This is a genomic window from Aeromonas sobria (assembly GCF_006243315.1).
Taxonomy (GTDB): domain Bacteria; phylum Pseudomonadota; class Gammaproteobacteria; order Enterobacterales; family Aeromonadaceae; genus Aeromonas; species Aeromonas sobria_A.
Map to the genome: position 1 here is coordinate 58,323 of NZ_NKWE01000048.1, position 25,181 is coordinate 83,503.

Annotated in this window: 28 protein-coding genes; 14 read left to right on the forward strand and 14 right to left on the reverse strand. The window is 59.6% G+C overall.

Annotation, left to right across the window (positions count from 1 at the left end; translation table 11 throughout):
- Nucleotides 1-84: 84 nt before the first annotated feature.
- The 11 genes from CF137_RS16690 to CF137_RS16740 are packed head-to-tail and all read left to right on the forward strand — an operon-like array spanning nt 85 to nt 7,347.
- Nucleotides 85-708 carry a PepSY-associated TM helix domain-containing protein gene (locus tag CF137_RS16690; protein WP_139720456.1) on the forward strand — a complete coding sequence of 208 codons (624 nt, stop codon included), beginning with the start codon at nt 85-87 and terminating at the stop codon, nt 706-708.
- Between the two features lie 12 nt (nt 709-720).
- Nucleotides 721-1,203 (forward strand): DUF2271 domain-containing protein, encoded by a 483-nt coding sequence (locus tag CF137_RS16695; protein ID WP_101324210.1) that lies wholly within the window; start codon nt 721-723, stop codon nt 1,201-1,203.
- Complete coding sequence (locus tag CF137_RS16700; protein WP_139720458.1) at nt 1,200-2,009, forward strand: DUF4198 domain-containing protein; 810 nt, start codon at nt 1,200-1,202, stop codon at nt 2,007-2,009. The genes CF137_RS16695 and CF137_RS16700 overlap by 4 nt, the downstream gene beginning before the upstream one ends.
- The gene (locus tag CF137_RS16705) at nt 2,006-2,314 is read left to right on the forward strand and encodes a hypothetical protein (protein ID WP_098969016.1); all 309 of its coding nucleotides are present in this window, start codon (nt 2,006-2,008) and stop codon (nt 2,312-2,314) included. Before CF137_RS16700 ends, CF137_RS16705 begins: the two co-directional genes overlap by 4 nt.
- Nucleotides 2,298-2,768 carry a hypothetical protein gene (locus CF137_RS16710; protein WP_139720460.1) on the forward strand — a complete coding sequence of 157 codons (471 nt, stop codon included), beginning with the start codon at nt 2,298-2,300 and terminating at the stop codon, nt 2,766-2,768. Before CF137_RS16705 ends, CF137_RS16710 begins: the two co-directional genes overlap by 17 nt.
- Complete coding sequence (locus tag CF137_RS16715) at nt 2,765-3,640, forward strand: metal ABC transporter solute-binding protein, Zn/Mn family (protein WP_098969018.1); 876 nt, start codon at nt 2,765-2,767, stop codon at nt 3,638-3,640. The genes CF137_RS16710 and CF137_RS16715 overlap by 4 nt, the downstream gene beginning before the upstream one ends.
- Complete coding sequence (locus CF137_RS16720; protein ID WP_139720462.1) at nt 3,640-4,323, forward strand: metal ABC transporter ATP-binding protein; 684 nt, start codon at nt 3,640-3,642, stop codon at nt 4,321-4,323. The genes CF137_RS16715 and CF137_RS16720 overlap by 1 nt, the downstream gene beginning before the upstream one ends.
- Nucleotides 4,323-5,201 (forward strand): metal ABC transporter permease, encoded by an 879-nt coding sequence (locus tag CF137_RS16725; RefSeq protein WP_098969020.1) that lies wholly within the window; start codon nt 4,323-4,325, stop codon nt 5,199-5,201. The genes CF137_RS16720 and CF137_RS16725 overlap by 1 nt, the downstream gene beginning before the upstream one ends.
- On the forward strand, nt 5,198-5,974 hold the full coding sequence (locus CF137_RS16730) for a hypothetical protein (protein WP_139720464.1): 777 nt from the start codon (nt 5,198-5,200) through the stop codon (nt 5,972-5,974). Before CF137_RS16725 ends, CF137_RS16730 begins: the two co-directional genes overlap by 4 nt.
- Before the next feature lie 13 nt (nt 5,975-5,987).
- On the forward strand, nt 5,988-6,965 hold the full coding sequence (locus CF137_RS16735; RefSeq protein WP_139720466.1) for a LysR family transcriptional regulator: 978 nt from the start codon (nt 5,988-5,990) through the stop codon (nt 6,963-6,965).
- Nucleotides 6,955-7,347: a DUF2750 domain-containing protein gene (locus CF137_RS16740; protein ID WP_042021294.1), complete on the forward strand. Its 393-nt coding sequence runs from the start codon at nt 6,955-6,957 to the stop codon at nt 7,345-7,347. Before CF137_RS16735 ends, CF137_RS16740 begins: the two co-directional genes overlap by 11 nt.
- Nucleotides 7,348-7,441: 94 nt before the next feature.
- Here the strand turns inward: CF137_RS16740 and CF137_RS16745 are convergent, their stop codons facing one another.
- From CF137_RS16745 to CF137_RS16765, 5 genes are all read right to left on the reverse strand, one after another.
- Complete coding sequence (locus tag CF137_RS16745; protein WP_139720498.1) at nt 7,442-9,292, reverse strand: extracellular solute-binding protein; 1,851 nt, start codon at nt 9,290-9,292, stop codon at nt 7,442-7,444.
- Between the two features lie 130 nt (nt 9,293-9,422).
- The gene (locus CF137_RS16750; protein ID WP_139720468.1) at nt 9,423-10,316 is read right to left on the reverse strand and encodes an EamA family transporter; all 894 of its coding nucleotides are present in this window, start codon (nt 10,314-10,316) and stop codon (nt 9,423-9,425) included.
- A 176-nt stretch (nt 10,317-10,492) separates the two neighbouring features.
- Nucleotides 10,493-11,239 (reverse strand): DeoR/GlpR family DNA-binding transcription regulator, encoded by a 747-nt coding sequence (locus CF137_RS16755; RefSeq protein WP_139720471.1) that lies wholly within the window; start codon nt 11,237-11,239, stop codon nt 10,493-10,495.
- A gap of 94 nt (nt 11,240-11,333) precedes the next feature.
- Nucleotides 11,334-13,778 carry a formate C-acetyltransferase/glycerol dehydratase family glycyl radical enzyme gene (locus tag CF137_RS16760; protein ID WP_139720473.1) on the reverse strand — a complete coding sequence of 815 codons (2,445 nt, stop codon included), beginning with the start codon at nt 13,776-13,778 and terminating at the stop codon, nt 11,334-11,336.
- 4 nt (nt 13,779-13,782) lie between these two features.
- Nucleotides 13,783-14,679: a glycyl-radical enzyme activating protein gene (locus CF137_RS16765; RefSeq protein WP_139720476.1), complete on the reverse strand. Its 897-nt coding sequence runs from the start codon at nt 14,677-14,679 to the stop codon at nt 13,783-13,785.
- Between the two features lie 128 nt (nt 14,680-14,807).
- On the opposite strand from CF137_RS16765, the gene fsa reads away from it, so the two are divergent.
- Both fsa and CF137_RS16775 read left to right on the forward strand, forming a co-directional pair.
- Nucleotides 14,808-15,461, forward strand: a complete 654-nt coding sequence (gene fsa, locus CF137_RS16770; protein ID WP_101324220.1) for a fructose-6-phosphate aldolase — start codon at nt 14,808-14,810, stop codon at nt 15,459-15,461.
- 131 nt (nt 15,462-15,592) lie between these two features.
- On the forward strand, nt 15,593-15,772 hold the full coding sequence (locus CF137_RS16775) for a hypothetical protein (protein WP_042021305.1): 180 nt from the start codon (nt 15,593-15,595) through the stop codon (nt 15,770-15,772).
- 133 nt (nt 15,773-15,905) lie between these two features.
- Here CF137_RS16775 and CF137_RS22130 read toward each other — a convergent pair whose 3' ends face one another.
- From CF137_RS22130 to CF137_RS16790, 3 genes are all read right to left on the reverse strand, one after another.
- The gene (locus tag CF137_RS22130) at nt 15,906-16,082 is read right to left on the reverse strand and encodes a hypothetical protein (protein WP_005337704.1); all 177 of its coding nucleotides are present in this window, start codon (nt 16,080-16,082) and stop codon (nt 15,906-15,908) included.
- Nucleotides 16,083-16,403: 321 nt separating this feature from the next.
- Nucleotides 16,404-16,853, reverse strand: coding sequence for a C40 family peptidase (locus tag CF137_RS16785; RefSeq protein ID WP_139720479.1), 450 nt, complete (start codon nt 16,851-16,853; stop codon nt 16,404-16,406).
- Between the two features lie 197 nt (nt 16,854-17,050).
- Complete coding sequence (locus CF137_RS16790) at nt 17,051-17,959, reverse strand: hydrogen peroxide-inducible genes activator (RefSeq protein ID WP_139720481.1); 909 nt, start codon at nt 17,957-17,959, stop codon at nt 17,051-17,053.
- A 145-nt stretch (nt 17,960-18,104) separates the two neighbouring features.
- Here CF137_RS16790 and CF137_RS16795 point away from each other — a divergent pair, with 145 nt between their 5' ends.
- A complete protein-coding gene (locus CF137_RS16795; protein WP_139720483.1) occupies nt 18,105-18,707 on the forward strand; it encodes a peroxiredoxin C in 603 nt (200 codons plus the stop codon).
- Nucleotides 18,708-18,866: 159 nt separating this feature from the next.
- Here CF137_RS16795 and CF137_RS16800 read toward each other — a convergent pair whose 3' ends face one another.
- The 6 genes from CF137_RS16800 to CF137_RS16825 form a co-directional block, all read right to left on the reverse strand.
- Complete coding sequence (locus tag CF137_RS16800) at nt 18,867-19,832, reverse strand: alpha-L-glutamate ligase-like protein (RefSeq protein ID WP_042021312.1); 966 nt, start codon at nt 19,830-19,832, stop codon at nt 18,867-18,869.
- A 3-nt stretch (nt 19,833-19,835) separates the two neighbouring features.
- The gene (locus CF137_RS16805) at nt 19,836-21,374 is read right to left on the reverse strand and encodes an inactive transglutaminase family protein (protein WP_101324222.1); all 1,539 of its coding nucleotides are present in this window, start codon (nt 21,372-21,374) and stop codon (nt 19,836-19,838) included.
- A gap of 3 nt (nt 21,375-21,377) precedes the next feature.
- Complete coding sequence (locus CF137_RS16810) at nt 21,378-22,166, reverse strand: ATP-dependent zinc protease family protein (protein WP_162515655.1); 789 nt, start codon at nt 22,164-22,166, stop codon at nt 21,378-21,380.
- A gap of 52 nt (nt 22,167-22,218) precedes the next feature.
- Entirely contained in the window at nt 22,219-23,196 is a 978-nt protein-coding gene (cmoB, locus tag CF137_RS16815; protein ID WP_162515968.1) for a tRNA 5-methoxyuridine(34)/uridine 5-oxyacetic acid(34) synthase CmoB, read from the reverse strand.
- Nucleotides 23,193-23,942, reverse strand: coding sequence for a carboxy-S-adenosyl-L-methionine synthase CmoA (gene cmoA / locus CF137_RS16820; protein ID WP_101346676.1), 750 nt, complete (start codon nt 23,940-23,942; stop codon nt 23,193-23,195). The genes cmoB and cmoA overlap by 4 nt, the downstream gene beginning before the upstream one ends.
- Nucleotides 23,943-24,217: 275 nt before the next feature.
- The gene (locus CF137_RS16825; protein ID WP_139720487.1) at nt 24,218-25,066 is read right to left on the reverse strand and encodes a DUF72 domain-containing protein; all 849 of its coding nucleotides are present in this window, start codon (nt 25,064-25,066) and stop codon (nt 24,218-24,220) included.
- Between the last annotated feature and the right edge of the window lie 115 nt (nt 25,067-25,181).

The following is a 25,181-nucleotide window of genomic DNA, read 5'->3' on the forward strand; positions in this document are numbered from 1 at the left end:
TAATTAAACGGTATTGACAATGATTTGTATTTGCAATAGTTTGCCGCGGCTTATGATGACTACCTGCGGGAGCTTTTCTTTACCATGTCGAGCAAGTCTGCCCGTCCCTATCATGTGCCTCGCTGGGTTCGCCCTCTGCATACATACAGCTCCATGCTGATGCTGGTGATCATGCTCTTTTTCACTGTGACCGGATTGACGCTGAACAATCGTCAGTGGTTACCCGCAGCCTCCCCTTTGGTACATCAACGATTGGTATTGCCCGCCCAGTGGGTGGAAACCGGGTTATGGCAACAGGACCCTCTGTTGGCGGGTGCGCAGCTGCTGCACTGGCTCCGCCAGCAAGATGTGCTGGCGGGTGGGGAAGCGGTCATGGAGTGGAATGCCGATGAGCAACTGCTCACCCTCGACATCAAGCGCCCCGGTGGCTACAGCCTGGTAGAAATTGAACCCGCGCTGGCAGAAGTGAGGATCGAGACTCAGCCAGCGGGTTGGCTGGCCCAGCTCAACGATCTTCATATGGGGCGTTACAGCGGCGAGCTATGGCGATGGTTCATCGACGTGTCAGCGCTGGTCATGTTGCTGTTTACCTTGAGCGGTTTCTGGTTGGTGTTGTCGCAACGCAAGCGTCGGATTGGCCTGTTTGGTCTCAGTCTGGCGGGCACGACCCTGATGGGCATGTTCTACCTCATTATCCTCTACTACTAAACGGAGTCCTGGATGTTCAAATCCACCACGCTGGCACTCGTGCTGGTGAGTGTGCCAGTTGCCGCTGAGGTGACCCTGTCACTGGAATTACCGCGCCATGAAGGTAGTCAATACCGCCCTTATGTCGCTGTCTGGGTAGAAAATCCCCAGCAACAGGCGGTGGCCACGCTCGCCGTCTGGCGCAAAGAGGCGGACTGGCTCAAGGATATGCGGCGCTGGTGGCGCAAGAGTGGCCGTTATGAGAATGGCCAGCCGGATGGGGTCTCCGGAGCGACCCGTAAACCCGGGGTTTACCAATTGCAGTGGGATGGCCGTGACCAGCAGGGCAAGGCCCTGCCGCCGGGGCGTTACACCTTGCATATTGAAGCCGCTCGCGAGCATGGCAGCCGATCTTTGGTCAGCCAGGCGATAGAACTTGGACAAACAACCAGTTACCACCTCGAACCCGTCGCTGAACTGGGCGCGATCACCATCCACACCGGAGTTAAATCATGATTAACCGTTCCTTTGGCTGGGGCCTGCTGGCCCTGGTTGCCACCTCCGCTTCCGCGCATCCGGTCTGGATGCTGCCAAGTGAGTTCAATGTGTCGAGTGATACCGCCCATTGGGTGACAGTGGATGGCACGGCGTCCCACGGGGTATTCAGTTTTGACAAACCGATAGGGCTGGACAATGTCACTGTCTATGATCCCGCAGGCAACCCCGCCAGGATCGGGCCCTATTACAAAGGGCAACGCCGCAGTGTGTTTGATCTGGCATTGAGCGAGGTGGGCACCTACAAGGTCGAGCTGCGTAATCCGCCTCGTTATGTCACCACCTACACCATTGGCAAGCGCAATACTGAACGGCGGATCATGGCCAACAAGCAGGAGGCGGCCGCTCAGGTGCCAGCCAAGGCGCAGGGGGTGACCACCTATGCCATGCAAAATATCAGCGCCTTCTATGTCACCCGCAACACGCCAAGCGATACCGTGTTCAAAAGCAGCGGCCAGGGGCTCGAGCTGCAACCATTGACCCATCCCAGCGATGTGGTGGTCGGTGAGGCCGCCCGTTTCCGCCTGACTTTCGATGGTCAGCCGCTGGCCGATCGCAAAGTAGAAGTGGTGGGGCATGGCACTCAGTGGCGTGATGGGCGCCAGCAGCAGGATCTGGTGAGCGATCAGGACGGTGTGGTGACATTCACCCCTGCCCAGCGGGGCCCACACCTGCTGTCTGCCAACATTGAGCAGGTCAGCCGTTCGCCACTGGCTGACAAGGTGGAGATCAACTACCTGCTGACCTTCGAGGTGCTGCCGCAATGACCCTGCTTAGCAAGTTGGCGATAGCCTTGACGTTACTGACGCCGCTGGCCGCCCAAGCCCACTATCCGGTGATGGATTGTGGTCGTGAGGGTGCCGAGCTGGTCTGCAAGGTGGGCTATAGCGATGGCACGTTCGCGACCGGTGCCGAGGTCGTCATGTATAGCTATGACGATGAAGTGCTGGCTACCGTCAAGGCCAATGGTCATTCCCAAGCACGTTTCACCGAGCCGAAAGGGGAGTTTTACATCCGCTTTGATGCCGGACATGAAGATCCAGCTGAATTTGATTATGCCGAGTTGCTCTGACATGACCGGTTACCGGGAGCGGGTGGCGCCGGACGATGGTCGCAACGAGAACCGCTGGGTGGCGATCTTCACCATCGCACTCTTGTTGTGTGGCGTGGTGGGGATCTGGCTGCGCCAGGAGCCTGCCACGCCAGTGGTGCAGACTCCGCAGCTGACCCCGTCCGCGCGCCAGCAGCTCACCGAGCTCACCATCGCCCTTGATGAAGCCCGCTTTATGGCCAGTGACGGGCGCTGGCCTGCGCTGGCCGCCATGGCGCAAGCACAGATCCCGCCTTTTCACGAGGGTGACTGGCAGGAGCTGGCCAATGGCTGCTGGCTGGGGCCTCGCCCAGGCCATGCTGATGGGCGCTGGCTATTGTCGCTGCCTGCCAACGCCATTTTTATGGCTGGCGAGGGGGTATCCGGTACCCCTGATTGCACTACACCTACCCACTGGATTTCGATGACACCATGATGCGTTTCTTTCTGAGCCTGACCTTGCTGCTGACCAGCCTTACGGTGTGGAGCAAACCGCTGACCGTGGGGATCACCCTGCACCCTTATTACAGTTATGTGCACCATATTGTCGGTGATCGGGCCAAGGTCATTCCGCTCATCGAGAGTGGCTTCAATCCCCACAGTTATGAGCTGCAACCGAGCGACCTCAAGCGACTGGCCACCATGGATGCGCTGGTACTCAATGGTATCGGCCATGATGAGTTTGCGGTGCATGCCCTCGATGGCCTGGCGTTGCCCAACCTGACCCGCATTTATGCCAATGCCGACTTGCCGCTGCTCGCCACCGGCAAAGGGAGTTACAACCCCCATACCTTTGTCTCCATTGATGCGGCGGTGCGTCAGGTCTATACCATTGCCCGCGAATTGGGACGGCTCGACCCGGAAAATCGGGATTACTTTCAGCAAAATGCCCTGACCTATGCCCGCAGTTTACGCGCCATCAAGAATCGTTACCGGGCCGAGTTGCTGGCGCTGGATCTGGCCAGTGTGCGCATAGCAAGTACCCATAATGCCTACGGCTACCTGCTGCAAGAGTTTGGCATCGGCATCGACACCGTCATTGAACCTGCCCATGGGGTTGAGCCGAATGCGACCCAGTTACAACAGACCATAGCGCGGATCAAAGCGGCCAATATTCAGGTGCTGTTTACCGAACTCGATATGGATAACCGCTACGTAGAACTGATCCAGGACGCCACCGGGATCCGGATTTACCACTTCTCCCACATGACCTTTGGTGACTATGACCCGGCCCTGGTGAGCCGGGAGATGGAGCACAACCTCAAGACCCTGGTCAAGGCGCTGTCACTGGCTGCGCAGGCGAGCTGATGGGGCCCTCAATCATCTTGCAAGGGCTGGCCTTGTCACTCAATCGGGTATCTATTCTCAAGCCGATCGATGGCACCTTCGAGGCGGGGAAACTGCATGCCATCGTCGGTCCCAACGGGGCGGGAAAATCCTCTCTGCTCAAGAGCGTACTCGGTCTGAGAGCCCATAGCGGCGAGGTATTCAGAGAGTGGCCGGGGGCGCCGGGGCCGGTGGCCTACGTGCCTCAGCAGAGCCAGTTTGAGCCATCCCTGCCCATTACCATCAACGAATTTCTGCTCGCTACCTTCTCTCGTCGTCCGCTCTGGTTACCGATGAGCTCCGCGGCAAAAAGCCGGATCGAGCGCCTGTTGGCGCACGTCGGGCTCAACGGCAAGGGGCACTTGCGTCTCGGCCAACTCTCTGGGGGGGAACGCCAGCGGTTGCTGTTGGCGCAGGGGCTGGATCAGCAGAGCCAACTCTGGTGTCTGGATGAACCCATGACCGGGCTCGATCAAGAAGGACAAGAGATGGTTAACCGCTTGCTGCTACAACTGCGTGAACAGGGGGTCACCATGCTGGTGGTTCACCATGATATGGCCTGGGTGAGGCGCTATGCCGATCGGGTGTGGCTCATCGATGGTGGTCTGGTTGCGGTCGGCACGCCGGATGAGATATTTGCTCACTCCCCGCAGGAGGTCGCGTGATGGAGGGTTTGCGTCAATGGGTATTTTCCCTCTTTGAAAGCGGCTATTTGCCCGAGATGTTCCAGTATGCCTTCCTGACCAATGCCCTGGTGGCGGCCTTGTTGATGGGGCCCTTGCTCGGGGCGCTGGGCCCCTTGGTGGTGGTCAAACGATTGGCGTTTTTCTCCGAAGCGGTCGGGCATGGCGCCCTGACTGGCGTCGCACTGGGGATCTTGCTGGGGGAGCCCGCCACGGCGCCGCTGGTGGCGCTGTTTTGTTTTTGTACTCTGTTTGCCCTGCTGCTCCACTGGGTCAAGAGCCGCACCCAGATCCCCTATGATGCGTTGGTGGGGGTGTTCCTCTCGTTTGCCATCGCGCTGGGGGCGGCCTTGCTGCTCTATGTGGCCAAAAGGGTCAACGTACACATTCTGGAAAACGTGCTGTTTGGCTCCATTCTGACCGTCAAGGATCTCGATCTGCTGGTGTTGCTGGTCATTGCCATCCCGGCACTGCTGATGTTGCTGCGAGGCACCAATACCGCCCTGCTGGCGAGTCTGGCCCCTGAACTGGCCCGCAGTCGCGGGGTGTCGGTGCGTCTGTATGACTATCTGTTTGTCCTGCTGATTGCGTTGATGACGGTTGCCTCGGTCAAGGTGATTGGCGCCATTTTGGTGGGGGCGCTGCTGCTTATCCCCGCGACCGCAGCCCGATTGGTGAGCCGCAGTGGTGCCCAGTTTTTCTGGCTATCGGTGCTGTTTTCTACCCTCAGCTGTTTATTGGGCATTTTGATACCGATGGCTGGCGCCCTGCCACTCCCTTCCGGGGCGGCCATCGTGATGTTTGCCTCGCTCTTTTTTGTGCTTGCCCTCGGCTATCGTCGCTGGAGAACCATTGAATGAAGTTTCTTATCCCTCTGCTGCTTGGCGTGTTGGCGTTACCGCTCTGGGCCGCGCCAACTGTGGTCAGTGCCGTACCCGTGCTGCACGGGATCAACCTGTCACTGTTGGCCGATACCGGCATCGAAGCACGTTACCTGCCACCCGCCAGATTGCCCCTTAACCGGATCCCCGGCTGGCTGAACAAGGTGGATGTGGCCACCCTGGGACAGGCAGATGCCCTGCTGACCATGGAGTCGTTGCAACCCGAGCTGGCGATTTATCCTCTGCTGCGCCAGCGTCAGATCCGCATTGTACCGATCGATGTGGCCCAGGAGTTGGCGCCAGCAGGCGCCAAAGTGACCCTGCGACCGGACGGGGAGGGCGATTACTTCTGGCTCGATTTTGGCAACCTGACCCTGATGGGCAATGTGGCCGCGCGGGATCTGGCGCGGGTGTGGCCAGCCCAGAGCGCGCAGATTGAACGCAATCGCCAGCGACTGCTGCGGGCGGTGCAGGGCAGTGCCATGGCCATCGATAACCTGTTGCTCGAACACAATGTGGCCAGTCTGGCGGTGGCTGATGAGCGCCTGATGCCACTGGCGTTGGCGCTCGGTTTGCCGCTGGTGGCGGAACAGGATGCCGATCTGGTGTTGACCAGCCGTCCCGCCAAGGGGGAGGCGCGTCGGATGTGGCAACCTGATCCCTTGCTGCGGATGGGGGGGCAATCGATCGAGATCTGGTTGGCGCAAAACCAGCAGGCGTTGAGTCACCAGCTTGCCCCATCAGCAGATTGAGCAAGGTAGCTGAATGCTGGATCTGATCGAGATAAAAATATTTTGTGCCGTGGTCGATAGCCGTGGGCTGACGGCTGCCGCCGATACCCTTGGCATGCCGAAATCGACCATGAGTCGGCGCCTTGCCCAACTGGAACGGCGGGTTGGCCAGCCGTTATTACGTCGGCAGAGCAACCGGCTGCAGTTAACCGAAGCCGGTCGGCTATTTGAATCCTATGCCCGGCAAATGTTGCGACTCTCGCAGCAAGGATTGCAGGTGATAGAGGATCTGCGGGAAGAGGTGAGCGGGGAGCTGCAGGTGCGCTGTCATCCCGTCTGTGCCGAGCCATGGTTTGTGGCCGCTCTGGAATCATTTCTGGATCGCTACCCGGGGGCGCGGATCACCCTGAAGACCGAGGATAAGCTGCCCGTCAATGGTGCCAGCCAGGGTGCTATCTGGTGCTGGTTTGGCGCCGATCCCGAGAGTGATCTGCGATATGAGTCATTGGTGCAACTGCCTGCGTCACTCTATGCCAGTCCCGCATATCTGGCCCAGCAACCGCCGCTGCTGCATCCCGGAGATCTGATCACCCATGACTGGATCGGCGGGGAACAGTGTGTCAGCGAGGGGGTGCTACTACGGCATCGGCAGCAAGGAGAGTATCTGTGCCAGCCAACCTCTGCCCGTTTGCTGTTTGATGATGTCGGCATGAGGATGAGCGCCATGTGCCGTGGACGCGGTATCGGCATTGTGCCAGATATCCGTGTCCGGGCGTTGAACCAGGCTCACCCTGACAGCCTGGTGCCTTGCTTGCCCGGGTGGCAGGCCGCGCCCTGGCAGATGGGATTGCTCTATCCTTATGGGCGGCAGCCGCGCAAAGTGAGTGCGTTACTCGCGCATATTCGTAGTGCGATCCCGCCAGCCTGGCGTGGGTGCAAGCTGGACAAGCTGCCGACAAGATGTGAACATGACGCCCTTTATCGAGAGAGAGACTTGGCCAATGAGCTATGAACTGAGTGACACCGAGCGCAATGCCGCGCTGCAACTGAATGCTGACTACCGTTACGAGCACTTCATCAGCAAGCTGGTCGAGCATGAAGAGCTGTTCGTGCTGACTGACGAACATGGCGTCATGATGCTGACCACCGACGATGAAGATTGCATCCCGGTATGGCCGCACCCGGAGTACGCCCAGGCGTGGGCCGAAGGCGAGTGGGCTGAGTGCAAGCCGCAATCCATCACCCTCAAGGTGTGGCTGGAGCGCTGGGTTGACGGTATGGAGCAGGACGAGCTGTGTGTTGCCGTGTTCCCGACCCCGGATCAGGAAGGCATAGTACTGGAGCCGGGCGACGTGGCTGACGCCATCGCCGAGAAGCAGGCCAAGCGCGCCTGATCACCGCTGCTTTCGCAACACCGGTTGCCAACAAAGACCCCGCTAGCTAGCGGGGTCTTTTGTTTTAAGGCCTTTGGTCGATGGGCTGATGCACTCAAGGCTGGCGATAGGTGGTATCAATAATGGGATCGGCAGGGAAGGTCTTGCCGCTCTTGATCGCCGCCTTGGTCTCGGATTTTAACTCTTCATCAATCCACAACAGGCCGCCGTAACTGTAGCCGCTGTTGTCGCCCCCGAGAGGCCAGTAAAGCAACTCGCTCTTGGGGGTTGCTGGCACCTTGGGCAGTTTGATCCAGCGCCAGGCCCCTTCCCGGGTGTAGGGCACCTGATAGGCTGGCACGAAGCTGGCCAGCTCATAGAGCCGCTGCTGGATCTGGCGCGACAGGGCCGCCTTTTTGGCAAAATCGAACTCCTTGTCGTACTGCTCCCCCAGCGCTGTGATGGCCTCGTCATCGATGTTCATGATGTTGTTGGTCTGGGGCTTGTTGGCGTTGACCTTGTGGAAGAACTCCCAATAGGCGGGGTAGCGGCCGCCGCTCCAGGCCATCCAGGCGCTCTGGTGTTTCTTCTCCAGCATCGATTTGAAGCCGGCCGAGGCATCCATCAGATTGAGCTCCAGATTAAGCCCCGCCTTCTTGGCCTCTTCCCGCAGCAAGGTGAGCCGCTGGGCATGCTCTGCGGTGGTGTAGGTGATGGCGAGAGTCAGTGACTGGCCCTTGTCGTTTTGCAAAATCCCCTGCGGCCCCGCCTTGTTGAAACCGGCCTTGGCAAAGTATTGCCGGGCCAGTTTGGGATCGAACGGACGGGCCTTGAGCTCGCTGTTGGTAAACTCCCCCTGACCTGAGCCATAGCTGTTGAGGCGCTGGTAATCTCCCCGCAGCAGGGTGGTGAGCATCTTGTCGAGGTTGAGGGCATGCTGGATGCCGAGTCGCACATTGAGGTCTTTGAGCAGCGGATCGGCGGTGTTGAGATAGAGCCCCATCGGCGATTGCGGGGTCTGGTTGTAGAACCAGATACGCGCGATATACCCCTTTTCGAACTCCGATGTTTTGGTCTTGTCGTGCCACCAGTTGGGCATCACCAGCGGGAAGCTGTCGAGATCGCCGCGCAGGAAGTGCTGCCAGGCGATGTTCAGATCTCTGAGCACCTTGATCTCGATCCGCGCGGGATTGAAGCGATGCTGGAAGTAACGCTCGTCATCCCCCCACCAGTTTTCAATCCGTTTGAAGGTGACCGACTTGCCCTTTTTCACCTGATCGAGCTGATAGGGGCCGGTGACCGGCAACACCTTCCAGTTGTACTCCTTGACCCAGTTGGCGGTGAGCTTGATGGCGTGGCTCGGCTCCGGGCTGATGGGCAGTGATTCGAGCAGATCCTGGCGGCTCTTTTCGGTGCCGCTGGTGATGGCCAGGGTGTGATCATCAAACTTGGTGATATCGGTTATCTGGGTGCTGTAGTAGTTGTTGTACCAGGGGTCGTTGATCTCTTTGCTGCGCATCATCTTGAGGGTAAAGAGCCAGTCATCGGCGGTGACCGGTTGACCGTCTGACCAGCGCGCCTTGGGATTGATGCGAAAATAGAGGGTCTTGTGGTCGGCGCCGAAGGCCCACTCGTTCGCCAGCATCGGCATGGGGTTGCCGGTGACGGGGTGGGTGCTCAGCAGTGGCAGGTTGCTTTCTCGCACGTAACCGGCAAAGCCGCCGTTGGAGTCGGGGCCATATTTGCGCAAGGTCAGGGGAAAGCTGGTCATAAAGGTGCGAAAGGTGCCGTCGCCCTTGGCAGCCGGATCGGCATAGAGAGGATCCGTGTTGTTGCTCTCCCACTTCAAGTCAGCGGGCAGCGTGGCACTCCAGCCAAACGGGCTCCAGCACAGGGTCAGGGTGATGGCGGTGGCGCGAATGATTGGAGGGAGGCTGCGCCCCCCGGCGGTGATGGTCGATGGCATGTCCTTGCTCTCCTGAAAGTCTGCTTCCTGCAGCTCACGCGCTGGTGATGTCAGTCCCGATGGGGACTGGCTCATCATGAAAATTTTATCCTGTCAGGTCAATGAAATAGCGAAAATTGGCTGGTGCTAATCAGATCGCACTCTGTGGTTTGAACCAGCGCAGTCGGCTACCCAGCAGATGCACTACAAAGCCAAGCAGCACCAGACCTGAGCCCAGCCACTGCAAGGGGGTCGGGTGTTCATCAAGCAGGAGAGCGGCAGCCACCATGCCGACACAAGGGATCAGCAGGGAGAGCGGCGCCACCTGCGCCACCGGATAGCGCATCAGCAGCCGTCCCCACAGGCCGTAACCCAGCCAGGTCGCGACATACGAGAGATAAAGTACGCACAGCAATCCCTGCCAGCTGAAGTTGAGCAGGCTGCTGGCAATCAGTTCCGGCCCTTCGAACAGCCAGGATAAGGCGAAAAACGGCAGTATGGGCACCAGCCCACCCCAGGCGATCAGGCTGGGCAGGGAGGTGTGATAGCGCAGACCAATCTGGCGATTGATGACGTTGCCCAAGCCCCAACAGGCTGCCGCGCACAGCGTCAGGATAAACCCGAGCAAGGTCAGGTTACCTTCGCCGTGAGTGGCGATGAGATAGAGGCCGAACCCCGCCAAGGGTAGCGCCACCCAGTGGTGGGGTTGCCAGCGCTCCCCGAGCCAGATCATCGCAAACAGCAGGGTGAACACCACCTGGGATTGCAGCACCAGCGAGGCCATGCCCGCGGGCATGCCGAACTTCATGGCACTGAACAGAAACGCGAACTGGCCCAGACTGATAGCGCTGCCATAGGCCAGCAGCCAGCGCCAGGGCATGGCGGGCCTGGGTACCAGCAAGATGGCGGGAAAGACCACACCGACGAAGCGGAGTGCCCCCAGCAGCAGCGGTGGTATCCCCTCCAGCCCCCACTTGATGGCGACGAAGTTGAGCCCCCAGCAGAGGATGACCAGAGCGGCCAGACACTTGTCTTTGGTTTGCATGGTTTAAATCCCTGTCATCAGCAGTACGGCGCGCGGGCGGGTTTACACAGCCCGGCGCGATCGGCAAGAGGGGGAGCATACCCTTGAGCAGGTGGTGAGTGTCAAGGTTAAAGACCCGTTTGGGAGTTCCTGGTAGAGGGGCCGGTGGCGGGTTCTGGTGGCAAGGTCAGGGCAGATCAGGCTGTAACGCAATGCAGGGCTATGCCGCGGGCCGCGATAGCCGCACGCATGGGGGCGGGCAGGGCATCGTCGGTGACCAGCACGGTGATCTGGCCCGGCGCACCAAGCTGGCTCGGGTGGATGGCGCCAAATTTGCTGCTGTCGGTGATCACCACATTGGTCACTCCCTTGGCCAGCACGCTGTTGACCACGTCGGCCCGCATCATGTCGCGGCCGGTAAAGCCCACCTCGGGGTGAAAACCGTCGACCCCGATAAAGGCCTTGGAGAAGTGCACCTGCTCGATACAGAGGCGGGTCAGCGGCCCCACCACGCTCTCGCTCTGATGCTGGAACAGGCCGCCGAGCAGCACCACCTGAGCCGGAGTGTCTTTGAGCAGATGGGCGATATAGCTGCTGATGGTGATGATGGTGACCCGTTTGTGCAGGGCCAGATGGCGGGCCAGCATGGCGTTGGCGCTGCCCCCTTCGATAAAGACCGTCTCGCCATCTTCCACCAGTTGGGCGGCCCGCTCGGCGAGGCGCTCCTTGAGCAGGTAGTTGATGTTCATCCGGGCATCCGGGTCATCGGTCTCCAGCGCCATGGCTGAGCCGTGTACCCGTCGGAGCAGCCCCTGTTTCTCCAGCGCGGTGAGGTCGTTGCGCACCGTCACCTCTGACACGCCGGTGTGTTGGGAGAGCTCACTCACGCTCATCTTGCGAGCCTGATGGACCAGAGTGAGGATCAGTTGGTGGCGTGGATTCATGGTGCGCTCGCATGCAGGGTGGTAGATAGCGGCAAGCCACCCGAGGGTGGCTTGCCAATCATATGACGTCACAGGCGCCATGGGGTGCGCCCCGTCAGAGACTGTGCTCGGTGCGGGCGATGATATCATCTTGCGCATCCGGGGATAAGGCGGTGAAGAAGGCTGAATAGCCCGCCACCCGCACCACCAGATCCCGGTACTGATCCGGATTGGCCTTGGCTGCCAGCAGGGTCTCCCGCGAGACGATGTTGTACTGCACGTGCCACCCCTTGTGTACCTCGAAGAAGGTGCGCAGCAGGCTCATCAGTTTGGCCTTGTCCCGCTCGTTCTCAAGGCTGGCCGGGCCCAGCTTCTGGTTGAGCAGTACCCCGCCGAGGATGGCGGCCGTGGGCAGCTTGCCGATGGAGTTGAACACCGCCGTCGGGCCGAGGCGATCCGAGCCCGAGGAAGGGCTGGCCCCTTCCGCCAGCGGGGTGCGGGCGTGGCGACCATCCGGGGTGGCCAGGGTGGCTGCACCGAACGGCACGTTGGCGGAGATGGAGGAGGTGCCGGCGTAGTAGGTGCCGCCGATGGGGCCACGGCCGAAGCGAGTGTTGTGCAGCCCCTTGAGCTCGTCGATATAGCTCTGGTAAGCCTGCACCAGCAGCAGGTCGACCTCGTCCAGATCGTTGCCATATTTGGGGGCGGCGTTGGTGAGGCGTTGGCGCAACTGCTCCCCCGCCAGCCCGGCAAAGTCCTGCTCCAGCGCAGCAGCCAGCTCTTGCTGATCCACCACACCCTGTTCGAACACCAGTTTCTTCAGGGCCGCCAGACTGTTGCCGAGGTTGGCGATCCCCACCTGCAGACCAGATACCCAGTCATAGACGGCGCCCCCCTCCTTGACGGTCTTGCCGCGCTCGATGCAGTCATCCACCAAAGTGCTGCAGAGGATGTCGTGGGCCTGCGCCTCCAGCACGCTGTCGACCACGCAGTCGATCTCGATGGATTTGCGGGTGAAGTAGCGCACCTGCTCATCCCAGCGGGCCATCACTTCGTCAAAGTTGCCAAAGCTCCCGTCTCGCAGTGACTGGGATTGGGGCAGGAATACCTTGCCGGTGGTGGCATCGCGGCCGCCATCGAGGGAGGCCAGCAGGATGCGGGCGAAGTTGATAAAGCTCATGCCGGTGCAGCGGTAGCCCCACTTGCCGGGCACCGCGGTCTCGATGCAGCCGATGGCGGCATAGTGGTGGGCATCCTCTACGCTCACCCCGAGCTTGATGAACTCGGGGATCACCACCTCGTCGTTGTTGAAGGCGGGCATGCCAAAGCCGCAGCGGATCACCTGAATGCAGGCGTCGAGGAAGTCCTCGCTCATCCCCGCGTGGTAGCGCACCGAGAGGTTGGGCTGGGTGGAACGCAACTGGCCACAGGACTCCAGAATCGCGTAAGAGAGGCCGTTGACCGCGTCATGGGCCGCACCATCCCGCCAGTTCTGGCCGCCAATGGTGACGTTCTGGTAGAGCGGGCTGCCGGCGGAGGCCTTGGAGTGGGTGCCGGAGCGGATCTTGTTCACCTCCAGCAGTTTGAGCCAGCACCCTTGCAGCAGCTCGATGGCGCGCTCGCGCGGCAGGGATTCCGACAATTCTACTTCGCGGCGATACCAGGGGTAGAGGTATTGATCCATCCGGCCAAACGACACCGAGTGGCCGTTGGATTCGATCTGCAGAATGAGCTGGATGAAGTAGCAGAGCTGCAGCGCCTGCCAGAAGGTCTCGGGGGGCTGGTGGGCGATGTGGGCGCAGTTGAGCGCTATGGTCTCAAGCTCGCTGCGGCGCTCGGGGCGCGGTTCTTGCACGGCCATGTCGCTGGCCATCTCGTGGGCAAGAGTGGCGTAGCGCGCTATGTGATCGCTGACCGCCTCCAGAGTGATGGCGACGGCCTGCAGGAACTGCTCGCGCTGCAGATCGGCCCAATCCGCCAGATCCAGCCGACTGCGCCGCTCGGTCACCTTGGCCTTGAAGCCATCAAGACCCAGCGTGAGCAGCTCCTCATAGTTGACCGCGAGGTGAGCATCCCCCGAGGTCATGTTGCCCTCGGCCTTGATGATGCCGCTCTCCAGTAGCGCTTTCTGCTCATCGGTAAAGAGGCCAAAGCAGCGATCCTGCACCGTCTGGCCGCGCCAGAAGGGGGTGAGGGCGTGGATGACCTCCTTGTCGGTTTCGCTGACTGCAAAACCGGCGCCGGGTCTGTCTGCCAGCTCGTCGATCTCCTTCTCAATCCAGCTCACCGTGTATTCGGGAAACAGCGGCGCCGCCCGCACCTGACTGGCCTGATTGCCGACGATAAGCTCGTCGTGCTTGATCCAGATGGAGCGCTGCTTGAGGTGATGGGCCAGCGCCAGCGCGCGGCGCACCGGTAGCGGCCGGGCGAGATGAGCCTGATAGGCCTGCGTGTAGTGGCGGGCACGCTCGGTGCAGACCGGTGGCTGCACTATGTGGATCAGGCTCTCTTTGTGGGCGCGGATCCGCGGGCTGAGGGTATTGAGGTCGAGCTGGGTCATGATCTTATCCTCTGGTCACAGGGGTCAGCCCCTGACGTTGGGCGTATGCGTGGGCAAAGCTGAGTAAATCGGGGTCGTCGAGTGGTGTCTCCGGCGCCTGATAGGGCAGATCCAGCAGGGCATATTTGCCCATCCCCAAGGTGTGGTAGGGGAGGAAGTGGATCTCCTGCACAGTGCCGAGACTGGCGGCGGTGTCGGTGATGGCGGTGATCGATGCGCGGTCGGCATTGAAGCCGGGAATGAGCGGCACCCGGATCTGCATCGGCACGCCGTGCTCGGCGAGGCGTTTGAGGTTTGCGATGGGCAGCTCCACCTTGCCGCGGGTCCAGTTGAAGAAACGTTCTTTATCCACGTGTTTGAGATCTGCCAGCACCAGATCCAGCGAGGGGAGGCTTGGCTCAATCTGGTGCCAGGGCACATGGAGGCAGCTCTCGACCGCGGTGTGCAGCCCTTCGGCCTTGCAGCGGGCCAGCAGGGCAGCGGCAAAGTCGGGCTGCATAAACGGCTCGCCACCAGAGAGGGTGACGCCACCGCCGCTGCGCTCGAAGAAGGGGCGATCCCGCAGTATGGTGTCCATCAGGGTGTCCAGGGTTTCATCCCGGCCGCACACCTGCAGCGCTTCGCTGGGGCAGAGGCCGCGCAGCCGTTCCATATCGTCGGCCTTGAGGGCGGAACGGCTGAGCTGGATGCCTTCGCTGTCACGCAAGATTGCCGGACAGGTCTGGCTGCAGAGCTGGCATCCCTCGATGCATTGGCGCCGGTCGAGTAGTATGTCCGGCTTGGGAGAGCGGCTTTCCGGGTTTTGACACCACAGGCAAGCTAGCGAGCACCCCTTGAGAAACACCAGGGTGCGAATGCCGGGGCCATCGTGAGTTGAATATCGTTGCAGGTCGAAAATCATACCGCCTCCTTTTGTTTTTTCATTCTATTTGCTTTCATTCGAAAGTTGATTTGATTTCGATCAAGTATTTCGCAGATGTTTTATCGCTAGAATGGCGACATATTAAACATCCCGTTAAGGAGTTAGAGATGGAGCTGTATCTCGATACCGCCGATGTGGCGGCAGTGCGTCGCTGGTCACGGATCCTGCCGTTGGCCGGTGTTACCACCAATCCTTCCATTACTGCCGCCGGGGGATTGCCGCTCTCCGAGCTGCTGCCTGCCCTGCGCGATGTGCTGGGGCCCAAGGCGCGCTTGTTTGCCCAGGTGATGGCCAAAACTGAAACCGAGATGGTGCGCGAGGCGTTCGCCCTGCGTGAGCTGGACCCGGATCTGGTGATCAAGATCCCGGTGTGTGCAGAGGGGCTGGCGGCCATCAAGAGCCTGACTGCCAACGGCGTGCCGACCCTGGGCACCGCTGTTTATACCCCGCTGCAAGGCTGGCTGGCGGCGGTGGCGGGGGCGGAATATGTCGCTCCCTACGTTAACCGGCTGGACGCTCAGGGCGGCGATGGCATCGCCACCGTGCAGGAGCTGCAACAGCTGCTTGAGCTGCACGCACCGAACAGCAAGGTGTTGGCGGCGTCATTCCGCACTCCCCGTCAGGCCCTTGACTGCCTGCTGGCCGGTTGCCAATCCATCACATTGCCACTCGATGTGGCGGAGCAGTTGCTGAACGTGCCTGCGGTGGATGCGGCGCTGGTGAAGTTTGATCAGGATTGGCAGCGCGCCTTCGGCAGCTGATCGCAGTGACAAGCGGATTGCTGTGATGAAGGGGGGAGGGTGAAGAGGCGCGGGTGATGAGGATTGACCGACTAGACTTGAAACAGGTGGCCACCTTCGCTGGCCGCCTTGCAGTCTACCGGAGATATCCCATGAGCGACCATCTGCTACTCCCCCATGGTGAAGATTTGCGTCGTGCGGTGCGTTGGCTCAGCGAGCACCACCTGCACGATATCGCCGCCATTGAAGAGGCCAGTCTGCGTTTTGACCTCTCGCCGCTGGATGAGGAGTTTTTGATCCAGCACTGGCTCGACAACCAGCGCCAATCCTGAGGTAAGACGGCAGCGCCCTGTCATTGGATGACAGCTACAGGGTTAAGGCAGTGGGAGAGTGGGTCAGAAGGCGAGACGGGAGCTATGGCCTTGCTGCCACACCAGATGGCTGGCAGCAAGGTGGCAAGTGAGGTTAGGTGGTCTTTTCCAGGTGGTTTTGGTAAATCTGCTGCCACTTGTCCAGTTCGTTTTCATCACCCTGTTGCTGCCAGAACTCGCAGATGGAACTCGCCATCTCGCATGCCATGGCATGGTCACCGTCACGGCGACTCATCAGGTATTGCCCCAGCCAGCTTTGGTATTGTTTCATTGCATGATCTCCTTATCCATTTAACCTTTGAAACTGCTGCTGTGGGCGGTCCTTCCCGGAGCGCGCTACCACAGCCACTTTCGCCACGCCTTATGGTGAGCGGTTGTTTCTATCGCCACTCTTACTGTCAATGTTGATAACTGGCGTATAAAAACAGTGCGAAAGTGTTAAAAATTGGCTATCACCTTATCACGAAATGGTGTGAATTACAGGTTTTGGGGCCAATTGAGTTATAAGCAGAGGGTGGGGGGTCCAGAGCAACGTCAAGGATGGACGGAGTCAGTGGGCTGGCGGCTGGTGCGATGAGGAGGCCAGTGGCCGTTACTGGGTCACCCGGCGGGCTTGCCAGTAGCGGCTGTTCCAGTAGACGTTGTCGAGACGGGAGCGGATCACACCTTTGCTGGTGGAGGCATGGATAAACTCCCCTGCACCGGTATAGACCCCCACATGGTATTGCTGCCAGCCGGTCTTGAAAAAGACCAGATCCCCGTGCTGCAGGCGGTAGCGATCCACCGGCTTGCCTATGCTGGCCTGGGACTCGGTGGTTCTTGGCAGGTTGAAGCCGAGTACCTGGTTGTAGGCGAGTTGGGTGAAGGCAGAGCAGTCGAGCCCGGCGCGGCTGGCGCCACCCATCCGGTAGGGGACACCGCGCCACTGCTGGTAGAAGCCATCAAAGGCACTGCTCTGCCGGGGGGGCGGAGGCGGCTCCGGCGTGCTGGAGCAGGCGGCCAGCAGCAGGGTCAGCAGGAATAGCGACAGCTTGTGATACATCGGGGCTCTCTTCACAGACATGTTTAACCAATAGCAAAGTACATCAACAGCAGTGTTCAACCTCCTGGGTGTAGGGCCGGAGGCGCTGATGCGACAACTTTTCCATCATAAACAGGGATCTGGCTCCATACCTAGCAGTGGAGCGGAAAAATGCGGCAGGGGCTCAAAAAAAGCCAGCCCGAGGGCTGGCGTCTGCGTTATGAGGTTGGGGTTATCAACGGTTTGAGCAGTTCTGCCAGCTTGTAGAAGGTCTGCACCCGGGTGGTGCTGGGGCGCCATACCAGCCCGATTTCGCGATAGGGCATCTCCCCGGGAAGCGGGATAGCCACCAGATCGGAGTTGGCGAGAATGCCAGCATCAATGGCCATCTGTGGCAAGAAGGTGGTGCCGAGACCCGCTTCCACCATCTGCACCAAGGTATGCAGGCTGGTCGCGGCAAACGGGTTGATCTTGCTCTTGTCCCGCAAGCTGCAGGCGCTCACTGCATGCTCGGTGAGGCAGTGCTCCCGCTCCAGCAGAAAGATGCTTTGATTCGGCAGCTCTTTATAGTCGAACGGGGTATGCAGACCGGCCGCCATGCTGGCGGGCATCACCATATGGAACGGATCCTGACCAACGGTCTTGCAGTGAAAACCGCCGATCTCGATGGGCAACGCCAGGATCAGCAGATCGAGCTGACCCTGCTCCAGCTGCTTGAGCAAATTGCTGGTGGTGTCTTCTCGCAGCAACAATTCCAGCTCAGGATAGGTCTTGCTGCACACTTTCAGCAGTTTGCTGAGCAGGAAGGGGGCAATGGTGGGAATACAGCCAAGACGTACTGTGCCCTGCATCACGCCGCCCTGATGTTGCCCGAGCTCCATCAGATCCCGCGCATCGGAGAGTAAATTGCGAGCTCGCTCGACGATTTCCATGCCGACCGGGGTCATAATGAAGCTCTTGTGGTCCCGTTCCACTAGTTGCAGGCTTATCATGTCCTCCAGCGTCTGGATCCCGGTACTCAGGGTCGACTGGCTGACATGGCAGGCTTTGGCGGCGCGATTGAAGTTCTTGTGCTCGTCGAGAGCGACCAGATATTGCAGCTGTTTGAGGCTGGGCCAACGTTGCATAGAAAAACCCGATAGATGCTATCTATTTAATTTGATTTACTAATCTACCACTGGGTCTAAAGTTTGTCGCTCGAATTAGATGGACTTGGCTCTAGGTAGCCCAATCCTGACCGGATTGTTCACTTCACATCAAGAGGAATTGAATATGGTATTGGTAGGCCGTCCCGCACCCGATTTTACCGCCGCAGCCGTTCTGGGTAATGGCGAGATCGTTGATTCATTCAACCTCTCTTCCCGCATCAAAGGCAAAGCAGCCGTCCTGTTCTTCTATCCGCTCGACTTCACTTTCGTCTGCCCGTCCGAGCTGATTGCCTTCGATCATCGTCTGGAAGAGTTCAACAAGCGTGGCGTGGAAGTGATCGGTGTTTCTATCGATTCCGAGTTCTCCCACAACGCATGGCGCAACACCAAGATTGAAGATGGTGGCATAGGCCCGGTCAAATACCCGCTGGTTGCTGACATCAAGCACGAGATCTGCAAAGCCTATGACGTTGAGCACCCGGAAGCCGGTGTGGCTTTCCGTGGCTCCTTCCTGATCGACAAGAGCGGTGTTGTGCGTCATCAGGTGGTCAACGATCTGCCGCTGGGTCGCAACATCGACGAGATGCTGCGCATGGTCGATGCCCTGCAGTTCCACGAAGAGCACGGCGAAGTGTGCCCGGCTCAGTGGGAAAAAGGCAAAAAAGGCATGACAGCTTCGCCGGATGGCGTGGCCAAGTACCTGTCCGAGAATGCTGACTCCCTGTGATCGGGTCGCACTCTGCTTGAAGAACCGGTGCCTTGGCGCCGGTTTTTTTTATGTGTGCAATCAGCAGAACCCAAGTGAGGGCTGCTCAATCAGAGTGGGGTCGCCAGTGGTTAGGCATAAAAAACGCGCCAGTTGGCGCGTTTTGCTATCTGCTTGTGGCTACTCGTCAAAGATCCCGAAGTGATCCTTGGCGAAGTTGACCCGCTGCTCGACGTTCATTTTCACTTGGCCCAGCTTCTCGATGGTCTTGAGATTGGGCACCAGGCCACGGCCGTTGGCGATCTGGATGGCAAGACCGGGACGTGCGTTGAGCTCCAGCAGCATGGGGCCACGGAACTTGTCCAGCACCATGTCGGTGCCGATATAGCCCAGACCCGACATCTCGTAGCAGGAGGCGGCCAGGGTCAGCAGGGTATCCCAGTGGGGCACCTTGAGATCATAGAGGTCAAGGCCGGTATCCGGGTGGTGACGCAGCGGATTGCCAAACTGCACCGCCCGCAGGGCGCGACCGGTACGCAGGCACAGGCCCACCCCGACGGCGCCCTGGTGCAGGTTCGCCTTGCCGTCCGAGGCGGCGGTAGAGAGGCGCATCATCGCCATTACCGGGAACCCCTTGAAGATGATCACTCGGGCATCGGGGACCCCTTCAAAGGAGTAGCCGTCGAACACATCATCAAAGTTGATGAGGCCTTCAACCAGCGCCACGTCGGGCTTGCCGCCGAGCGAGTAGAGACCCGCCAGAATGTTGGAGACATGACGCTCCAGATCCTGACCGTTGGAGGCACTGCCGTTGGGCTTGTAGAAGAGGCCATCTTCCTGACGCAAGATCACCAGGATCCCCTTGCCACCCGAGCCGCGGGCCGGTTTGATGCAGAAACCCGGCCAATCCTTGACCAGCTTGGTGATCCGTACCACATCGTGCTGGGCACGGATGGTACCGATCAGCTCAGGCACTGTGACACCTGCATCCAGCGCGATGCGCTTGGTCTGCAGTTTGTCATCCACCAGCGGGTAGAGGCTGCGCGGATTGTAGCGGCTGATGTAGGAGTGGTTACGCTTGTTCATACCGAGGATGCCTGATTGGGACAGGCTCCACGGGGTGGTGTATTTTTCCCAGAACCACATCTGTTACTTGTCCTTACCCGGAGTGGCGCCTGACTTCATCTCGTCCACCAGCGGCTTGAAGCGCTTCAGTTCGCTCAGCTTGTAGCCGGTGTAGTTACCCATCAGCAGCACGGTCGCCATCAGCACCAGCTGCAGACCGAGGAAGTTGAAGGTAAGGTGACGGATCAACTCGTTATCCATGGCCAGATAGGCGATAACGGCGACCAGCAGTGAACCGCCGCCCTGACGTACCACCTCTTTCGGGCCCTCTTCTTCCCACAGGATCGACATCCGCTCGATAGTCCAGGAGAGGATGATCATCGGGAAGAAGGTGATCTTCATGCCATCGGTCAGTCCCAGCTTGAATGCGAACGCCGAGAAGATGCCGATCATCGAAATTACCATGATGATGATGGCCGATATTCGGGCAACCAGCAGCAGGTTAAGCCGCGACAGGTAGGAGCGGATGATGAGACCGGTGCCGACAATCAGCAGGAAACCAATGAGACCGGTGACCAGCGAGGTCTGGATAAAGGCGACCGCGATCAGCACTGGCATGAAGGTGCCCGACGTTTTGATCCCCACCAGTACCCGCAGGAACACCACCATCAGCACGCCAATCGGGATCAGCAGCAAGCCCTTGAACAGGGTCTGCTCTTCCAGCGGCAGGCTATGAATGGAGAAGTTCATCATCTCGGATTTTTCGAACTTCTGGGCCAGCGCCACGCTGACCGGCTGCTCCTGCTCGATCATCGAGAAGCTGACACGGGAGTTGTGGCCACCGGTCACGTCCAGCAGCGCGCCTGAGTTGTATTCCCACAGCAGCAGGTTGGCAGGACGGCCCTGTTCACCGGTTTGCGGGTTGAACAGCTTGTAGTCGGTCGGGCTGTTGAACACCTGCAGGTAATCCACCAGCTCCTGACGACGGCGGCCATCTTCCAGGTTCAGTGCATGCACCACCCGGGTCGGCACGTCAGCATTGTTGAGCAGTTCGGCGATCAGGTTGGCGCGACTCTTGTTCTTTTTCAGCAGCTCGGCATTTTGCTCCTGCTTCTCGATCTCCTTGATGATCTCGCGAGTCAAGGTGTAGCCATCTGCTGAACGCTCTTGCGCCCGCTCCACGATCTGTTTCATCGCAGTGGCGTAGGGCTCACTCTCGATCTGCTTCTCGATGGCGGGCGGCTGCGGATTGGCAGCCGGTTTGGCATGGGCATCCGCCATCATGTCGACGCGGTAGTAGAGCTCTTGGCGACCGGAAGCGGTGCGAATAGACCACTCGGCGCGGGCATCGCCATCTTTCTCGACAAAGGAGAGGCCGTAGCCCGGGCTGGCGGCGTTCTCGTTCATCAGGGTGAAACCGGGCTGGGTGCCCGGAATGGCCAACGAGGCGATCACCGGATCACCGGTCGCCTCGAACTCCAGCTTGGCTTCGATGGACCAGATCTGGCGCTTTTCACCGGGGGTGAGTGGCACATCCAACGCGATATGGTGGTAGATCGTCATCCCCAGGCCGACAATGTACAGCAGGGCTACCAGCAAATAGAACGGCTTACGGGAAACCATGGATTATTTCACATCCTTGAGCTTGGGTTTGGGTTGGATATATTCGCGGGCCACATCAACCACGGCGATGTCTTTCAAAAATTCACGACCCAGCAGCACCGGGAAGGTCATGTCGCTACGGTCTTTCAGGGTAAATTCGGCTTTCTCGGTCATGTCACCGATCCGCACGGCCAGACGCACCACCGGACGGCGGTCGAGATCATCGGCAGAGGCCTGACGTACCCGCACATGGCGCACCAGCGGCGCTTCGATCTGGATCTTGTCATCCACATCCTGATGACTCAGGAAGAAGCGCACCCAGTTCTTGCCGTTGCGCTCGAAAATGGTGATCTCCTGGGCGCTGATGGAGGAGGTGGTGGCACCGGTGTCCACGCGCGCCTGGAAGGCGTCGTTGGCAGCATCAACCCAGATCCACTCCGCTTCACCGACCATCAGTTTGCCATCTATGGTGTGGCCCTGAGTGGGAGCCGCGCATTGCTCAGTCGGGAGGGCCATGGGTTTGGGCGGCTCAGCGGGAATCGCGGTGAGCTTGGTATCGAGTTTTTTGACTGACTCTTTCATGTTGGTGACATCAGTGTTGAGCTGAACCAGCAGGTGCTGTTGCTGCACATAGTGCTTTTGTTGCTGTTCCATGGAGGTTTGCAGGCGCTGCTCGCTCTGATCGAGTTCACTACGGAGCTCGGCCAGGGTCAGTACAGGAACCTGAGGCGTTTTTTCCATATTGACACACCCGCCGAGACTAAGCAGGGAGAGCAGGGTCATTCCTTTTAATTTGCTTTTCATGTCATTCATTTAACTGTGCTTCCTGGAATTGGGTCAGTGTAACTTTCTGAATCGCCAGCGGCTAGTCTTTGGCCTTGCGGGCAATCAGCACGGCACGTTTGGGCGCCGGGTGTCCTTCTACCGTGAGTGCCGGATTGTCTGGGTCCAGATAGTCACTCAGGGATTCATTAATCATCCAGTCGGTACGACGTTGTTCGTCGGTGCTGGTCATATTCTCGTCTACAATCCGCACGTCGGTGAAGCCGCAACGTTCAACCCACAGCTTGAGGGCGCTACTTGAGGGAATAAACCAGACATTGCGCATTTTGCCGTAGCGATCTGTCGGCACCAATACTTCATTGACGCCACCATCCACCACCAGCGTCTCCAGCACCAGTTCACCATCGTCTTTCAGTTGGTTGCGCAGCTGTTCGATGTGCTCGATGGGGGATTTACGGTGATAGAGCACCCCCATGGAGAAGACGGTGTCAAAGGCGCGCAGCTCAGGCAACTCCTGAATGCCCAGCGGCAGCAGGTGGGCGCGCTGGTCGCCGCCGTTAAAGTGGCGAATGGCTTCGAACTGACAGAGAAACAGCGGACTCGGATCGATGCCGACCGCCAGCTTGGCCCCTTCACCCACCATGCGCCAGAGGTGATAGCCACTGCCGCAGCCCACATCCAGCACGTAACGGCCTGCCAGCGGGCTGATATGGGGCAGCACCCGATCCCACTTCCAGTCGGAGCGCCACTCGGTATCGATGTGGATGCCGTGCACCGTGAACGGCCCCTTGCGCCATGGCATGAAGTGGCGCAGCAGGCTCTCGACCTTTTTGCGCTCCCCTTCGCTCAGGCTCTCGGCCGAGCCTATCTCGACCCGGCTTTTCAGCTCGACGTTACCGGGGGATACCACCGGCAGCTTGTTGAGGGCACGGTTCCAGCGCGGCAAATCGCCGTGCTGGTTGTCATGTTGCCAGGTGTGCAGCTGGGCGGGCAGGGTATGCAACCAGTGGCTCAGCCGGTTTTTGGCAATCAGTTGATAGAAGTTGGCAAAGTCGATCATGGCTGGGTGGGCTCGCTGGATTTGATGGCAATCATGGAGCCGAAATTGAAGCACTGGAACCAGAGATCCTGATGAACGAAACCGGCATCCCGCAGGCGATCACGGTGGGTCTGCAGGCTGTCGGTGCGCATCACATTCTCAAGGGCGGTGCGCTTCTGGCTGATCTCCAGCTCGCTGTAGCCATTGGCCCGTTTGAAGTCGAGGTGCAGGTCGATCAGCAGTTCGTTGACCGGCTCATCCTCGAAGCGAAACTTTTCGCTCAGGATCAGGATCCCGCCCGGACGCAGCCCATCAAAAATGCGCTGGATCAGGGCTGCCCGCTGCTCGGGCTCGACAAATTGCAGGGTGAAGTTGAGCACCACCACAGAGGCGTTCTCGATCTCGATGTCGCAGATATCCGCTTCTACCAGTTCCACCGGTACCTCGGATTTGAAACCGGAGAGGTGGGCGCGGGCGCGCTCGATCATCGGGTGGGAGAGATCCACCGCGGTGATGCGGCAACCGGGCTGGCTGATATGGCGGCGCATTGCCTGGGTCGCGGCGCCCAGCGAACAGCCGAGATCATAGAGCTGGCTCATCGGTTGGGCGTAACGGGCGGCCATCATACCGATGGCGGAGATGATGTTGCTGTAACCCGGCACCGAGCGCTGGATCATGTCGGGAAATACGTCGACGACCTGTTCGTCAAAACAGAAATCCCCCAATCTGGCGATCGGGGCGGCAAAAATTTGGTCTTTGGTCTGCATGCTGGCGCAACCTGACAGTCGGGGCATAACCCGGCTGTATTGTTCAATTGAGTCGTTGGGTGACACCCATCAGAGTAGATTAATCACCTGTTTACGAACGGGGTGGCTGGTCATGAAATCCTTTGGACCGACCCTGTTCGTATGGGTCATGTTCCGGACCCTTACTTGGGGCGGTAGTGTAGAGGATTGATGACCATTTGTCTTGACGCCAGGGCTTGCCGCGCCACAAAAAAGCGCTTTTTTTGCCGCAGTTCGATGGCCGCAGAATGGGTTGGCTAAAAGCGCAGCACTCCCTGACGTGCGCGATCGTTTTCCCCCGGCCAGGGGGCCATCTCCTGCTCCAGCAGATGGGTGATCTGGCGAGCCAGCTCAGGTGCCTGGGCGTTGTCGGCAGTATGTATATAGAGGTAGAGATCCTTCCCCTCCGCGAGCCATTGACGCCAGTGGGGAAGCCAGCCTGGCAGGAAGGGGTGGTTGGCCGCCGGATCCGGCAGGCCGATAAAGCGCACCATGGGGGCGCTGGCGGTGGCCAGCAGATGCACCGGCAGTCGCGGCTTCTTGCCCTGAGCATCGATCAGTGTCGCAGTGGTCGCCGCTACCGAGAAGAGCGGGCGACTGTCGAGCATGATGCGATTTACCCCCTTCTCCATCAGCATCCGGTTCAGTGTCCGCTCGGCGTCCCCTTTGGCGAAGAAGTCGGGGTGGCGTACTTCGAGGGCGTAGGTGAACTGTGCCGGCAGCCGCTCGATAAAGGCCGCAAGCTGGGGCAGCCCCTCTGGGCCGAAGCGGGCGGGCAGTTGCAGGGTGAGCAGCCCCAGCTTATGGTGCAGCGGGGTGAGCAGCCGGATAAAGTCGGCCACCTGCTTATCTGCGCTCACCAGATCGCTTTGATGGCTGATGGTTTGCGGAAACTTGAAGTTGAAGCGAAAGTGGGCGGGCACCGCATCGGCCCAGCGTTGTACCGTCTCCGGCGTCGGCAGGGCATAGAAGGTGGTGTTACCCTCCACCGAATTGAACACGGTGGCGTAGTGGGCGAGGTGTTCGGCAGGCTTGGCGCCAAGGCCCAGCAACTGGCCGGGCCAGCTGGGGTGGGACCACTGTGGCAGGCCCAAATAGAGGCTCATGGCGGCTATTCTCGTCGGTCTTGGGGCTCGCATGCCCGTTTTTGTCGATTTTTTTGCCACCGAGTGCAAAAAACTGCTGAAAGGAGGCTGCTGGCCATTTTACCCAAAAGGGGGT